The sequence below is a fragment of the uncultured Pseudosulfitobacter sp. genome, assembly GCF_963976325.1.
In the GTDB taxonomy this organism is placed as follows: Bacteria; Pseudomonadota; Alphaproteobacteria; order Rhodobacterales; family Rhodobacteraceae; genus Pseudosulfitobacter.
In genome coordinates, this window is record NZ_CAXBJW010000001.1 from 1,094,805 (window position 1) to 1,109,727 (window position 14,923).

A 14,923-nucleotide genomic window follows, 5' to 3' on the forward strand; every position below is an offset into this window, starting at 1 on the left:
CCATCCGATGACCGAGACGATCCTGGACCGCATCAAAGCCTACAAGCTGGAAGAAGTCGCCGCCGACAAGCAAGCCAAGACCCTGGGCGAAGTCGAGGACGCGGCGCGCGCCGCCCCGCCCGTGCGCCCCTTTGCCGAGGCCCTGCACAGCGCATCGCGCGAGGGCTACGGGCTGATTGCCGAGATCAAAAAAGCCAGCCCGTCCAAGGGGTTGATCCGCCCCGACTTTGACCCTGCCGCCCATGCGCAGGCCTATGAGCAAGGCGGCGCTGCCTGCCTGTCCGTGCTGACCGACGCGCCCAGCTTTCAAGGGGCCAAACAGTTCCTGATCGACGCCCGCGCCGCCTGTGCCCTGCCGGTGCTGCGCAAGGATTTCATGTACGACCCCTATCAGGTGGTCGAAGCGCGCGCGCTGGGGGCCGATTGCATTCTGATCATCATGGCCTCGGTCAGTGACCAACAGGCGATCGAGCTGGAAGGCACCGCGATTGAATGGGGCATGGACGTTCTGATCGAGATCCACGACGAAGCCGAGTTGCAGCGGGCCAGCAGCCTGAAAAGCCCGCTGATGGGCATCAACAACCGCAATCTCAAGACCTTCGAAACCACGCTGGACACCACGCGCACCCTGTCGAAACTGGTGCCCGAGGACCGCACGATCGTCTGCGAAAGCGGGCTGAACACGCCCAAGGAGCTGGGCGAAATGGCGATGTACGGGGTGCGCAACTTTCTGATCGGTGAAAGCCTGATGCGCCACGATGACGTGGCCGCCGCGACCCGTGCGCTGCTGGCCCATCCGCTGCAAGCCGGCGGAGGGCTGTAGCGTGTCCGACACCCCCAGCGCGAAGCTGTCGCATTTCGACGCCGAGGGTCAGGCGCATATGGTCGATGTCACCGACAAGGCCGTGACCGACCGTGTCGCAGTGGCTGCCTGTCACATCAAGATGGCCCGCGAAACCTTTGAAATCATTACCGAAGGTCGCGCCAAAAAGGGCGACGTTCTGGGTGTGGCGCGGCTGGCTGGGATCATGGGGGCCAAACGCACCGCAGAGCTGATTCCGCTGTGCCACCCGCTGCCGATCACCAAGGTGGCGCTGGACCTGACCCCGGACGCGACCCTGCCCGGCATCCGCATCACCGCCACCGTCAAGACCACCGGCCAGACGGGTGTCGAGATGGAGGCGCTGACCGCAGCCTCGACCGCTGCACTGACCGTCTATGACATGGCCAAGGCCGTGGACAAGGCGATGGAGATTGGCGGGCTGCATGTGGTTCTGAAAGATGGCGGAAAATCAGGACGGTACGAGGCGTCATGATCCCCGTCGCGCAAGCTTTGGACCAACTGTTTGCCCTTGTGCAGCCCCTGTCCGCGGAAACCGTGCCCCTGCGCCGCGCCCATGGTCGGGTGCTGGCCCAGACGGTTCTGGCGCAGCGGACCCAGCCGCCTTTTGCGGCCTCGGCGATGGACGGCTATGCGGTGAAATCCGCCGAGGTCGAGACCGACGCGCTGTTCAAGGTCATTGGCGAATCTGCTGCCGGTCACGGGTTTGCAGGCACCGTCGGCGCGGGGCAAGCGGTGCGCATCTTTACCGGTGCGCCGGTGCCGGCAGGCGCAGATTTCGTTGTAATTCAAGAGGATGTGACCCGCCGCGGCACGTTGATCACGCTGAACCACGGCGTCGGCTCCGCCCCTAATATCCGCCCCGCAGGCACTGATTTCACCAAAGGCACGCCCTTGTCCGCGCCCCGTCGTCTGTCGGCAGGCGATGTGGCCTTGCTGGCGGCGATGAACGTGGCACAGGTGCCCGTGACCCGCGCGCCGGTGGTGGCGCTGATCTCGACCGGTGACGAGCTGGTGATGCCGGGCGAAGTGCCGGGGGATGACCAGATTATCGTGTCGAACACCTTTGGTCTGGCCGCCATGCTGGAAGGTCTGGGGGCCGTGCCGCGCATCCTGCCGATTGCGCGCGACACACCGGCGGCGCTGCGCCAGGTTCTGACGCTGGCGGCGGGGGCGGATCTGATCGTGACCATCGGCGGCGCATCCGTCGGGGACCATGATCTGGTGGCTGATGTGGCTGCCGAAATGGGGATGCAGCAATCGTTCTACAAAGTGGCGATGCGCCCCGGAAAACCGTTGATGGCCGGTATGTTAGCGGGCGTTCCTATGATCGGCCTGCCCGGCAATCCGGTGTCTGCCATGGTCTGCGGCACGGTGTTTCTGGCCCCGGTGATCCGCGCGTTGCAAGGGCTGGGCCGCGCCCCCGCGCCGTGCCGCCAGATGCCGCTGACCACACCGCTTGAGGCGAACGGGCCGCGCGAACATTATATGCGGGCGGTGGTTGATATTCACGGGGTTGCGGATGCGGGGCGGCAGGACAGTTCGTTGCTGAGTGTTCTGGCCACGTCGAACGCGCTGATCGTACGCCCGCCGGATGATCCGGCGCGCCTGCCGGGGGACGTGGTGGATGTGATCGACCTGTAGCAACAGGTTGACACAAAACGGGAACATGCATAGAACAAACCCAAACCAACGGTGTTGAGGGGCCTATACATGCTGACCAAAAAGCAACTGGATCTGCTGGAATTCATTCACAAAAGGGTTCAGCGCGACGGCGTGCCCCCCAGCTTTGACGAGATGAAAGAGGCCCTTGATCTGCGGTCCAAGTCGGGCATCCACAGATTGATTACTGCGTTGGAAGAACGGGGTTTTATCCGCCGGCTGGCGCACCGTGCGCGGGCTATCGAAATTGTTAAGCTGCCTGAGTCCATGGGCGGCGCGCCGACCTCGGGCTTTGCGCCGCGGGTGATTGATGGCGACCGGCCGAACGGGCCGCCGCCTGCGTCGGCGCTGCCGGTCGAGGCGATGTATGCCACCGAACTGCCGGTGATGGGCCGGATTGCCGCCGGTGTGCCGATCGAGGCGATCCAGCAGGCGTCGCATTCGGTGGCGGTTCCCGGGCAGATGCTGACCGGCAAGGGCGACCACTATGCCCTTGAAGTCAAAGGCGATTCCATGATCGAGGCGGGGATCAACGATGGCGATGTCGTGGTGATCCGCGAGACTTCGGTGGCGGAGAACGGGGACATTGTGGTGGCGCTGATCGAGGATCAGGAGGCGACGCTGAAACGCTATATGAAACGTGGCAATACCGTCGCACTTGAGGCGGCGAACCCAGCGTATGAGACGCGTGTTTTCACCGATGACCGTGTCAAAGTGCAGGGCAAGCTGGTCGGGCTGATCCGCACATACTAGGCAGATCGGTACATATTCGGGCCTGTCCGGTACATATTCCGGGCCGCCGGATTGGCGGGTTTTGGGCCGGAAATCCGGATTTCGTACATATTTGGCGGTGTCTTGTACATCTTTTCGGGCGGCTCTGCGGGGCCGCCTTTTGCGTGGGGAATATTGGCGTGAAACGTCACGCATTTCTGACCTAAAGCAGGCCTTTTGCAACGCAGCTCGAAGCCGCGCATCGACGGGCCGAGGTGCGGCGATGCAACTTCAATGTCTGCCACTTAATGGCAGCCAAGCACATCCGACCGACCTGTCACGCGTAACGGAAACCAAATCGCCGTGCCGTGGGGCGGCCCGGCGATGCGCGGCGGCCTGCGGCCTTGTTCCGCGCGGTGGATATGCGGAAAGACCTCGATCCGGTCGTTCGCTACGATCTGCTTGAAGGTCCGGATCTCGATTTTGGGTCTGGCTTCGAAATGACGGGTCGCACCACTAACTCCCCTTCACCGCGCCCAGCCTGACCACATCCGGTCGCCCGCCACCTGTCGCGCGGTGCGCAGGCGGATGCCGTCCCTGCCCTGCACCAATGCAATCGCGCCCGTGGTGCGCAGGCGTTTGGGGTCAAAGACATCGCAGTCGCCCAGCGGCGCGTCGGGGGTGACGCTGAGCACGACGACCTGTCCGGTGGCGCAGGGGCCAAAACCTGCCAAGGCGCGTTTGCCGATCAGGTGCACCAGTTCGATCTGCCCGACGGTTGCCAGCTTGGTCCGGTCGGCGACATCACCCGCCTGCCAGCGGGCTGCGGCGCGGCGTTGGTCTGCGCCGTCGCCGTCGTTTTCCAGCCAGTTTTGCGCAACGAACCCTGCGCCTTTTTCCTTGCTCAGCGCGCGCCCTTGGGTGGTCATCACGCCGACGATGCCGCCGTCTTCGGCGATCAGGGCGGCGGGGCGGTCGGCGGTGGTCCACAGCACGACCCCCAGCGCCATGACCGCCAGCCCGCTGAGCCGTGCGCGCCCCTGCCACAGGATCAGCACCAGCGCGCCCAGGGCGATCAGCGGCAGCACCCAGGGGGCGGGTCCGTGCACGTATCCACGCGCGCCGTCCAGCCCCGCAACCCAATCGGCCACCGCCAGAATCCAGCGCAGGCCCAGCCCCATCAGCCACAGGCCGATGCCGTCCAGCCCCAGCGGGGCCAGCACCAAGGCCAGCACCGCCGCCGGCACCACCAGCAGGCCCATCAGCGGCACCGAGGCCAGATTGGCCAGCAGCCCGTAGTGCGACACCGTGTTGAAATGCGCAGCCCCAATGGGCGCCGTGGCCAGCCCCGCCACAGCCGAGGACACCAGCACCGCCACCACAGGGCGCAGCCAGCGCGGGCCACGGGACAGCACGCCGCCGCGCATCCAGCCAAAGACCGCCACCAAGGCGGCCGTCGCGGCAAAGGACATCTGGAAGCCGGGGCCCAGCAAAGCCTCGGGGCGCAGGACAAGGACGATCAGCGCGGCCATCGCCACCGCGCGCAGGCTGATGGCGCGGCGGTTCAGCATCACCGCGCACAGGGCCACGGCGGCCATGACATAGGCGCGTTCGGTGGCCACGTTGCCGCCCGACAGCGCCAGATAGCCGGTGGCCGCGACCAGCGCGCCGACGGCGGCGATCTTGCGCACCGGCCAGCGCAGCGCGGCCCCCGGAACGGCAGCCAGCAGCAGCCGCAACAGCCCCAGCACAAAGCCGCTTAGCAGCCCCATGTGCAGGCCGGAAATCGCCAACAAATGCGCGGTGTTACTGGCGCGCAGGGTGTCGAGGGCGCGCAGGGAAATGCCGCTGCGGTCGCCGGTGGTGACGGCGGCGGCAAACCCGCCCACGTCGCCGGGCAAGGCGGCGCGGATGTGCGCCGACATCGCCATGCGCAGCCGGAAGGTGACCAGCGACCAGCCGTCCTGTGCGGCCTCAAGCCCGAGCATCGGCACGCGGGTGTAGCCCACAGCCCCCAGCCGGTTGAACCATGCGTGACGCTGGAAATCGAATCCGCCGGGTTCGACCGGACCTCCGGGGGGCGACAGATGGGCCGTGGTCATCACCCGCATGCCCGGTTGCGGGTCGATCCCTGCGCCGTCGCCATGGAGCGACACCCGCACCCGCAGCGGCGTGCGCGCAGGCGAGACGCGGGCGATGACCACGCGGTCCAGCGTGACGCGCACTGCGTCCGAGCCGCTGCGGTCCAGCGCCACCACGCGCCCTTCGACGGGGCCGTAATAGCGCCAGCCCAGCACCGGCCCCGCCACGGAATGCGCGCGCACCGCGGCCAGCAGTGCGCCCGCCAGTATCAGCACCAGTGCAAAGGGGATCGGGCGAAATGCCTCGGTCATCTGACGGCCCAGCAGCCACAGCGCCACGGCAGCGGTGCCTGCGCCCGCCAGCAGCCAAATATCAGGTTCAAACCGCAGCGCGAAAAATCCGCCGATGCCTATGGCCAGACACACCGGCACCCAGTGGAACAGATGCCCCCGCTGGATCAGCATCGCGTGTTCGGCGGCGCGTAGGATGCGCATACTTGCCCCTTATGGGTCCACTGGGTAGACAGGCGCAAACTCTAGCCATCTTCTGGTTACTGAAAGGTAAACGTCCTATGACACCCCAAGTCGTCACCCGTTTCGCGCCCTCTCCCACGGGCTATCTGCACATCGGTGGCGCGCGCACGGCGCTGTTCAACTGGCTGTATGCGCGGGGTCGCGGCGGCAAGTTCCTGTTGCGCATCGAGGACACAGACCGCGCGCGGTCGACGCCCGAGGCGACGGCGGCGATCCTGCAAGGGATGGCGTGGCTGGGTCTGGACCACGACGGCGAGGTGATCAGCCAGTTCGAGCGCGCGCCGCGTCATGCCGAGGTGGCGCTGGAGCTGTTGGCGCAGGGCAAGGCGTACAAGTGTTTCTCGACTCAGGACGAAATCGCGGCGTTCCGCGAGGCGGCCAAGGAGGCGGGGCAATCCACGCTGTTCCGGTCGCCGTGGCGGGATGCGGATGCATCGACGCACCCCGACGCGCCCTATGTCATTCGAATCAAGGCGCCGTTGGACGGCAAGACCGTGATCCGTGACGAGGTTCAGGGCGATGTGACCATCGGCAACGAACAGTTGGACGATATGGTGTTGCTGCGGTCGGACGGCACGCCGGTCTATATGCTGGCCGTGGTGGTGGACGATCACGACATGGGTGTGACCCATGTGATCCGGGGCGACGACCATCTGAACAACGCGGCGCGCCAGATGATGATTTACAACGCCATGGGCTGGGATGTGCCGGTTTGGGCGCATATTCCGCTGATCCACGGGGCGGATGGCAAGAAGCTGTCGAAACGGCACGGCGCCTTGGGGGCGCAGGAATATCAGGGCATGGGCTATGCCGCCGCCGGCATGCGCAATTACCTGTCGCGTCTGGGCTGGAGCCACGGTGACGACGAGTTTTTCACCGATGCGCAGGCGCGCGCATGGTTCGATCTGTCGGGCATCGGCAAAAGCCCCGCGCGGTTCGACACCAAGAAGCTGGAAAACCTGAGCGGGCAACACATTGCCGCCAGCGATGACGCTGCGTTGCAGCGCGAATTGGTCGAATTTTTGCAGGTGGCGGGCCAGCCCGCGCTGAGTGACGCGCAGGCCGCGACGCTGGCGAAAGCGATGCCTTTTCTGAAGGAACGGGCGAAAACCTTTCCTGAACTGCTTGAAAAGGCACGGTTTGCGCTGATCTCTCGTCCGGTCCAAGTGGATGAAAAGGCTGCCAAAGCTTTGGATGTGGAAAATCGCACACTGCTGGCGCAATTGACGCCGCATCTGCAAAATGATAGCTGGTCCCGTGACAGCCTGGAGGCGAAACTAAACGACTTTGCCGAGCAGAACGACACCAAGTTCGGAAAACTGGCGGGCCCTTTGCGGGCGGCGCTTGCAGGTCGCGCGGTAACCCCTTCTGTGTTTGACATGATGCTGGTTTTGGGACCCGACGAAACCCTTGCCCGCATCACCGATGTCGCTACCTGAGACTGGTTAACCCGATCTAAAGGATAAGCGACGTAGCAATTGGCCCGCACTTCGGTTCGGGCGCCGCCGGTGGCACCTAGCGCCCGGGCGAAACTCAGGAAGGGACCGCATGGACGACTCGACTAAGACTGCAAAACTCACGATTGACGGCAAGGACTATGAGCTGCCGATCCATTCGCCCACCGCAGGACCTGACGTTCTCGATATCCGCAAGCTGTATGCGCAGGCGGGCGTGTTCACCTATGATCCGGGCTATACGTCGACGGCAAGCTGCGACAGCACCATCACCTTTATCGACGGTGACGAGGGTGTGTTGCTGCACCGGGGCTATCCGATCGACCAACTGGCGGGCAAATCGCATTATCTGGAAGTGTGCTATCTGCTGCTGTACGGCGAACTGCCGTCCCCTGCCGAGCTGGAAGATTTTGAACATCGCGTGACCAACCACACGATGCTGCACGAGCAGATGATGAATTTCTTCCGTGGTTTCCGCCGCGATGCGCACCCGATGGCCGTGATGGTTGGTGTGGTCGGCGCGATGTCTGCGTTCTATCACGACAGCACCGACATCACCGACGAATGGCAGCGCGAGGTCGCGTCGATCCGTCTGATCGCGAAGATGCCGACGATTGCCGCGATGGCCTATAAATACACCATCGGCCAGCCGTTCGAATATCCGCGCAACGATCTGGACTATGCGTCGAACTTCCTGCGCATGTGCTTTGCCGTGCCGGCCGAGGAATATGTGGTGAACCCGATTCTGGCCCGTGCCATGGACCGGATTTTCACCCTGCACGCGGACCACGAACAGAACGCATCGACATCGACCGTGCGGCTGGCGTCGTCTTCGGGGGCGAACCCGTTTGCCTGTATCGCTGCCGGCATTGCCTGCCTGTGGGGTCCGGCCCACGGTGGTGCAAACCAGGCCTGCCTGGAAATGCTGAAAGAGATCGGCACGCCCGACCGCATCCCCGAATTCATCGCCCGCGCCAAGGACAAGAACGATCCGTTCCGCCTGATGGGTTTCGGTCACCGCGTCTACAAGAACCACGACCCGCGCGCGACCGTGATGAAGGAAAGCGCCGACGAAGTGCTGGAGCTGCTGGGCGTCGAGAACAACCCGACCCTGCAAGTGGCCAAAGAGCTGGAGAAACAGGCGCTGGAAGATCCGTATTTCGCGGAGAAGAAGCTGTTCCCGAACGTCGATTTCTATTCGGGCATCATCCTGGAAGCGATGGGTTTCCCCACGTCGATGTTCACCCCGATCTTTGCGCTGTCGCGCACCGTCGGCTGGGTGTCGCAGTGGAAGGAAATGATCGCAGATCCGCAAAACAAGATCGGCCGTCCGCGCCAGTTGTACCTGGGCGAAACCGCCCGCGACTATGTGGACATCGAAAAGCGCTAAGGCGTCTTTTTCAGACGATTGGAAAGCCACCCTTCGGGGTGGCTTTTTCGTTTTCGGGAGCAATGCGTCGGGATTGTGGCAACTGTTCTTGATGGGGAAACAATATGGCTTGGATTGCCTCAACCGTGAATTGACGGGTGCGCTGCTGCAATCTAGCGTTTGATCCGTAACCATTTTTTCCGGGGAAACGATTATGGGCGCTTTGGCATTTATCCTGCCCGGCCTGCTGCTGGGCTGGGGCATTTTTGAATTGATCGACGACGAGAACGACGATGACGAAGACATCAACGGCACCGATCAGGCGGACGATCTGGACGGCAAGAACGGCAATGACATAATCAAGGGCGGCGCCGGTGATGACAACATCGAAGGCGGCAGCGGCGATGACGTGCTGCGCGGTGACGAGGGCGACGACGTGATCTTGGGCCAGCAGGGCCGCGACGACATCGGCGGCGGTGACGGCGATGATGCCATCGTTGCAGGGCGCGGCGACGACACCGTGCGCGGCGGCGCAGGTGACGATTGGGTCGAGGGCGATCAGGGCGACGATTCTCTGGAAGGCAGTGCGGGCGATGACCTGCTGCTAGGTGGCAAAGGGGCCGACACCCTGTCGGGCGGCGCGGATGACGACGTGCTGGTCGGTGGCAAGGTCGCAGGTCTGCCGTTGTCGTTCGAGCAGATGAAGATGCTGCGCGACGGGGCCACGGTCGAGGATTTCGAGGACGAGATTCCCCCCAGCACCTTCCAGTTGCGCGACGATGGCGCGGTTGACGTGCTGAACGGCGACGACGGCGACGACCTGCTGGTTCTGGGTGCAGGCGACGATGGCACCGGCGGCACCGGGCTGGACAGTTTCATGATCCTGCAAAACCAGGTGGGCGATGCAGGCCCCGCGGTGGTGCAGGATTTCGAGGACGACGAGGCCATCGGCGTGCTGACCAACAGCGCAACCGACCCCGAGATCACGGTTCAGGACGATGGCGACGATGCGCTGGTGCTGGCCGATGATGTGGTGGTGGCACGGGTGATCGGTGCTGCGGGCCGGATTGATGCGGGCGATGTGTTTATCTACACCACGTCGGCGATTAACGCCTTGGCAGCGTGACGATCTGCGGTGCCCGTGACTTTGCGTTGGGGCTAGGGCTGATGGGTAAAGCCGACCTTGCTGTGTGATGCGGTTTAGGTCGGCTTGGAGGTCAAAGTGACGTCGCCACAGAGGGCAGCGCCCGACCGCGGGTGGGCGCTGATACCTCGGTTCATGCCACTTTATTTCACGGCTTTGGCGTGTGGCTGAAGAACCGCGCTACGGTGAAGAAGCGCCCGCCCATGGGGCGGTCGGGCGCTGCCCGGCGGTGCTTTGCACCTTTGTTCCGGGCTTTGGTGATTGGGGTTGGCGTTGAGCGCGCCGCACCTCGGCCCGTCGATGCGCGGCTTTGCGTATCATTGTGACAGCATTTAGCCGAAGTTGCAGCCCCGTCCGCAGCCCCTTACCGCCCTTCGAAGTTCGCTTTGCGCTTCTCGGTAAAGGCCACGACGCCTTCGACAAAATCGCGGCTTTCGGCGCATTGGCCCTGTTCCGAGGCTTCCAGCTCAAGCTGTTCTTCCAGATCGTTGGCCCAGCTTGACCGCAGCACCCGCTTGATCGCGCCGTAGGTTTTGGTGGGCCCGTTCGCCAGATGCGCGGCGCGGCCTTTCCAGTGGGTTTCGAACTCGGCGTCCGGCACGGCCTCCCAGATCATGCCCCAGTCGTCGGCCTGTTTGGCGCTGATGCGGTCGGCGAAGAGGGCCGCGCCCATCGCCTTGGACATGCCCATGGTGCGCGGCAGGGTATAGGTGCCGCCGGCGTCGGGGATCAGGGCGATGCGGGCAAAGGCCTGCATGAAATAGGCGCGTTCGGCGGCGATGACCACGTCGGCGGCCAGCGCAAGGTTGGCCCCTGCCCCCGCCGCCGCCCCGTTCACGGCGCAGATGGTCGGCACGGGGCAATTGACGATGGCGCGCAGCATGGGCGCGTATTCGTCGCGCAGGGTGCGTTCGGTGTTTTCCGCGCCCAAGCCCCCCGTGCCGTCGCCCAGATCCTGACCCGAGCAGAACGCGCGGTCGCCCGAGCCTGTCAGCACCACGACCCGCGCCTCTTTGCCCGCGCGGTCCACGGCTTGGGCAATTTCGGCGCGCATCTGGCTGTTCAGCGCGTTCATCTTTTCGGGGCGGTTCAGGGTGACGACGGCGACACCGTCGGTCAGGTCATAGGTCAGCGTTTCGTAGTGCATGCGGGGGTCCCTTTTGGTTGCGGGCGGCGGCGCGGGGCCGCCCCGTTTGGGCGCAGCTTAGCAAACACGGCGCCCGGGCACAGCGAAACCGCGCGTCACTCGTCCAGAATTTCGGCCAGCCGTTTGGATTCTGCGGCGCTGAGCGGTTGGTCCTGTGGTGCGGGGCTGCGGGCGCGGCTGCGCAGGTACAGGCCCGCGCCCAGCAGCGCCAGCAGCAGCATCAGCGGCCCTGCCGCCCACAGCAGCCAGTTGGCCCCCGTGGCTTGGGGACGCAGCAGCACGTATTCGCCATAGCGCGCGACGATGAAATCGACGACTTCGGCGTTGGTGTCACCGGCCACCAGCCGTTCGCGCACCAGCAGGCGCAGGTCGCGGGCCAGTGGCGCGTGGCTTTCGTCGATGCTTTCGTTGCGGCAGACCAGACAGCGCAGGCCCTGGCTGATCTCGCGGGCGCGGGTTTCAAGGGCGGGGTTGTCCAGCACCTCGCCCGGCTCGACCGCCCAGACAGGCGCGGCCAGCAACAGCAGGATCATCAGCATGCGTTTCATTGTGCCGGCACCGCCTGTGCCTTGCGCGCCCCTGCGGCGACGCGGAAGCGCCGGTCGCTGAGGCTGAGACCGCCGCCCAGGGCCATCAGGGCGCAGCCGATCCAAATCCAGTTGACCAGCGGTTTGATATAGGTGCGGATCGCCCAGCCACCCGCGTCCTGTTCGTCGCCGATCACCACATAGACGTCGCGGGCCAGCGACTGGTCAATCGCGGCCTCGGTCGTGGGCATTTGCGCCACGGGATAGACCCGCTTTTCGGGGCGCAGTTGCGCGATCTCGCGGCCGTTTTTCGCCAGCGTGACAAAGCCGGTGGTGGCAAAGTAATTCGGCCCCTCGCCGCGCTGCACGTCGGTCAGGGTCAGGGTATAGCCGCCCATGTCGAAGGGCTGGCCCAGTTGCGCGACGCGGATGTCATCGGACTGCCATGCGGTCAGGCCCGCGATGCCAAAGACGGTCACGCCAAAGCCCGCGTGGGCCACGGCGCGGCCCCAGTCGGCACGCGGCAGACGGAACAGGCGGGCCATGCCGCTGCGCCCGGTGCGCAGCCACAGATCGACCGCCGCCCCCATCACCAGCCATGCGCCCAGGAACAGCCCGACCGGTCCCAGCATGCTGCGGCCCGTCTGCTTCACCCAGACCAGTCCGGCCAGCGCCAGCGCCAGCACGAACACCGGTGCCATCAGCCGCACGGCGCGCCCCAGTTTGGCCCGTTTCCACGGCATCACCGCGCCCACGGGCAGCACCAGCCCCAGCAGCACCATGAAGGGGGTGAAGGCCATGTTGAAGAACGGCGGCCCGACGCTGAGTTTGCGGTCCAGAAACATCTCGGCCACCAGCGGCCACATGGTGCCGACAAAGACCACGAAGCACGCCACCGCCAACAGGATGTTGTTGACCAGCAGCGCGCTTTCGCGGCTGACCATGCCGAAGACGCCGCGCGCCTCCATGGCCCCTGCACGCAGGGCATAGAGCGTGAGCGCACCGCCGACGAACACCGCGAGGATGGCCAGGATGAACACGCCGCGTTCGGGGTCGTTGGCAAAGGCATGGACCGAGGTCAACAGGCCCGAGCGCACGATGAACGTGCCGATCAGCGAAAAGCCAAAGGCCAGGATCGCCAGCAGGATGGTCCACGACTTCAGGCTTTCGCGTTTTTCCACCACGATGGCGGAATGGAACAGTGCGGCGGCCAGCAGCCACGGCATGAAGGATGCGTTTTCGACCGGGTCCCAGAACCAGAAACCGCCCCAGCCCAGTTCGTAGTAGGCCCACCACGATCCCAGCGCGATGCCGATGGTCAGGAAGATCCACGCGGCCAGCGTCCAAGGACGGACCCAGCGGCCCCATGCGGCGTCCACCCGCCCCTCGATCAGGGCGGCCATGGCAAAGCTGAAGGTCATGCTGAGGCCGACATAGCCCAAGTAGAGAAACGGCGGGTGGAAGGCCAAGCCGGGGTCTTGCAACAGCGGGTTCAGGTCCTGCCCGTCGAAGGGCGGCACGGCAAGGCGCAGGAACGGGTTGGATGTGAACAGGATAAACGCGAAAAAGGCCACTGCAATCGCCGCCTGCACCGAAAGCACGCGGGCGCGCAAGCTGGGTGGCAGGTTGCCCCCGAACCATGCGGCCATCGCGCCGAACAGGGTCACGATCAGCACCCACAGCAGCATCGACCCCTCGTGGTTGCCCCATGTGCCGCTGATTTTATACAGCATCGGTTTCGCGGAATGGCTGTTTTGCACCACCAGCCGCAGCGAGAAGTCCGAGGTGACAAAGGCCCACATCAGCGCGCCAAAGGCCGCCAGCGTCAGGAAAAACTGCGCGGCGGCGGCGGGTTCGGCCACCGCCATCCACGCCGCATTGCGCCGCTGCGCGCCGATCATCGGCACGACGGCCTGTACGATCGCCACGAGAAAGGCGAGGATCAGGGAAAAGTGACCAAGTTCTGTAATCATGCAGGCCTTATAGGCCTGCGTGCGTCGCGTCACAATCCGCAGTGGGGGGCGTCGTCATTGTGTCGCATCGGATTTGTGGGGGCGTCCCTCTCCGCATTTCCCCAAGCGCGGGACAAGGCCGAAGGCCGCCGCGCATCGCCGGGCCGCCCCACGGCACGGCGATTTGGCTGCTGGTGTACGTGACAGGTCGGTGGAATGTGTTTGGCTGCCATTAAGTGGCCGTAACTGAGGTTGGATCGCCGCACCCCGGCCCGTCGATGCGCGGCTTAGCGCTCGATTGCTAAGGGCAGCCCCCTAAGCCGCCCGCTTCCAGACCTCCAGCGCCGCATTCCGGTCCGGCAGGATCGCCGCCGTGGTCAGGCGCGCGTCGTTGCCGGTGTCGGCCACACCGACGCTGTCGGCGCGCAAGGCACGCAGGGCGCGGATGTTGTCCATGACTTGCGGGACATGGGCCATGGTGCCGACAATCTGGCGCTGAAATTCCTGCGCTTTGACCTGATGGCGCGCGCCGAAATAGAACGACACGATCACCCCCAGCAGCCACCACAGCGGTTCTGGCACCAGCGCGATGCCCTGCATCCGTTCGGCAAACCACAGCGGTTCCACCATGGCCGAGACGAACAGCCCCAGCGTGCCAAAGGCCAGCATCGGGCGCGGCAGGCGGTTCAGCCCGTCGACAAAGCGGTCAAACCAGCCCTGGCGCGCCACGGCATATTCCGCGCCGAACTGGCGCATCGCCTGCACTTGCACCTCGTGGGCGCGGGCGCTGCCGGCCTCGGCGTTTTCGCGGAACACTTCGACCGTGTCGCGCACCACGTTGCCGCCGTTGCCGAACAACAGGCCAAACATCCGTTCAATCATCCCCATACTGCCACCCGTGCGTTAAATTCTGCTGTTGTCATGTGAAAGGGCGCGCTGATGAAATCCTCGGCCCGTTTGATCCAGCCGCCTTTGCCACCGGCCCGTGTGCGCGCGTATTTGCGGCTGGCGGGGCGGCGGTCGGCGATGCGGAAGTAATAGTTGCGCCGCGCGATGCCGTAGGCGTCGACCATGGCCTGCGGGGCCTGAGTGTAGGCTGCATGTGCCGCCTTGAGCGATTGCGGCCCCAGCGCGCCGTCCACGGCCACGCTGTGCCCCATTTCGCACAGCAGCCGTTGCAGGATGCGCACGGCATTGGCCCCGGCGTTGACGTACATATCGAACACCGTCGCGTGCAGACCGGCGGGCAGTTCCGCGATCAGGGGGCGTTCGAAGTAGTGGCGGATGAAGATGTCGACCGCCTGCGCCCGTGTCAGCCGCTGCACATCGGCTGCGTCCACATCACCGTCGGCGTCCAGATCCAGCCCCAAGCGCCGCATGGTGTGGATGGTGACGCCAAAATTGGTCGCCCCGCCCGGATCGTCGGGGTCGTTCACATAGCCACCCTCGCGGGCGACGATTTCCTTGGCGATGTCTGTGACGGTTTGCATGGTCAACCCCT

General features: G+C 64.8%; 13 protein-coding genes. 7 read left to right on the forward strand and 6 right to left on the reverse strand.

Annotated features, from left to right (window positions below; all coding sequences use genetic code 11):
- Positions 1-7 precede the first annotated feature (7 nt).
- From trpC to lexA, 4 genes are all read left to right on the forward strand, one after another.
- Entirely contained in the window at positions 8-823 is an 816-nt protein-coding gene (gene trpC / locus AAC077_RS05455; protein ID WP_339767280.1) for an indole-3-glycerol phosphate synthase TrpC, read from the forward strand.
- A gap of 1 nt (position 824) precedes the next feature.
- Positions 825-1,316, forward strand: coding sequence for a cyclic pyranopterin monophosphate synthase MoaC (gene moaC, locus AAC077_RS05460; protein WP_339767282.1), 492 nt, complete (start codon positions 825-827; stop codon positions 1,314-1,316).
- Positions 1,313-2,485, forward strand: coding sequence for a gephyrin-like molybdotransferase Glp (gene glp, locus AAC077_RS05465; protein ID WP_339767284.1), 1,173 nt, complete (start codon positions 1,313-1,315; stop codon positions 2,483-2,485). The genes moaC and glp overlap by 4 nt, the downstream gene beginning before the upstream one ends.
- A 69-nt stretch (positions 2,486-2,554) precedes the next feature.
- A complete protein-coding gene (lexA, locus tag AAC077_RS05470; RefSeq protein ID WP_339767286.1) occupies positions 2,555-3,256 on the forward strand; it encodes a transcriptional repressor LexA in 702 nt (233 codons plus the stop codon).
- A gap of 485 nt (positions 3,257-3,741) precedes the next feature.
- Here lexA and AAC077_RS05475 read toward each other — a convergent pair whose 3' ends face one another.
- Positions 3,742-5,790 (reverse strand): ComEC/Rec2 family competence protein, encoded by a 2,049-nt coding sequence (locus AAC077_RS05475; protein WP_339767287.1) that lies wholly within the window; start codon positions 5,788-5,790, stop codon positions 3,742-3,744.
- A 77-nt stretch (positions 5,791-5,867) separates the two neighbouring features.
- On the opposite strand from AAC077_RS05475, the gene gltX reads away from it, so the two are divergent.
- The 3 genes from gltX (at position 5,868) to AAC077_RS05490 (ending at position 9,778) form a co-directional block, all read left to right on the forward strand.
- Positions 5,868-7,268, forward strand: a complete 1,401-nt coding sequence (gene gltX / locus AAC077_RS05480; protein ID WP_339767289.1) for a glutamate--tRNA ligase — start codon at positions 5,868-5,870, stop codon at positions 7,266-7,268.
- A 109-nt stretch (positions 7,269-7,377) separates the two neighbouring features.
- Positions 7,378-8,673, forward strand: coding sequence for a citrate synthase (gene gltA / locus AAC077_RS05485; protein ID WP_339767291.1), 1,296 nt, complete (start codon positions 7,378-7,380; stop codon positions 8,671-8,673).
- A gap of 193 nt (positions 8,674-8,866) precedes the next feature.
- On the forward strand, positions 8,867-9,778 hold the full coding sequence (locus tag AAC077_RS05490) for a calcium-binding protein (RefSeq protein ID WP_339767293.1): 912 nt from the start codon (positions 8,867-8,869) through the stop codon (positions 9,776-9,778).
- A gap of 382 nt (positions 9,779-10,160) precedes the next feature.
- On the opposite strand, the gene AAC077_RS05495 is transcribed toward AAC077_RS05490, so the two are convergent.
- From AAC077_RS05495 to AAC077_RS05515, 5 genes are all read right to left on the reverse strand, one after another.
- Positions 10,161-10,943, reverse strand: a complete 783-nt coding sequence (locus tag AAC077_RS05495) for an enoyl-CoA hydratase-related protein (protein WP_339767296.1) — start codon at positions 10,941-10,943, stop codon at positions 10,161-10,163.
- A gap of 95 nt (positions 10,944-11,038) precedes the next feature.
- Positions 11,039-11,491, reverse strand: coding sequence for a cytochrome c-type biogenesis protein (locus tag AAC077_RS05500; RefSeq protein WP_339767298.1), 453 nt, complete (start codon positions 11,489-11,491; stop codon positions 11,039-11,041).
- Entirely contained in the window at positions 11,488-13,443 is a 1,956-nt protein-coding gene (locus tag AAC077_RS05505; RefSeq protein ID WP_339767300.1) for a heme lyase CcmF/NrfE family subunit, read from the reverse strand. The genes AAC077_RS05500 and AAC077_RS05505 overlap by 4 nt, the downstream gene beginning before the upstream one ends.
- A 294-nt stretch (positions 13,444-13,737) precedes the next feature.
- The gene (locus AAC077_RS05510) at positions 13,738-14,310 is read right to left on the reverse strand and encodes a holin family protein (RefSeq protein WP_339767302.1); all 573 of its coding nucleotides are present in this window, start codon (positions 14,308-14,310) and stop codon (positions 13,738-13,740) included.
- The gene (locus tag AAC077_RS05515; protein ID WP_339767304.1) at positions 14,301-14,912 is read right to left on the reverse strand and encodes a holin-associated N-acetylmuramidase; all 612 of its coding nucleotides are present in this window, start codon (positions 14,910-14,912) and stop codon (positions 14,301-14,303) included. Before AAC077_RS05515 ends, AAC077_RS05510 begins: the two co-directional genes overlap by 10 nt.
- Between the last annotated feature and the right edge of the window lie 11 nt (positions 14,913-14,923).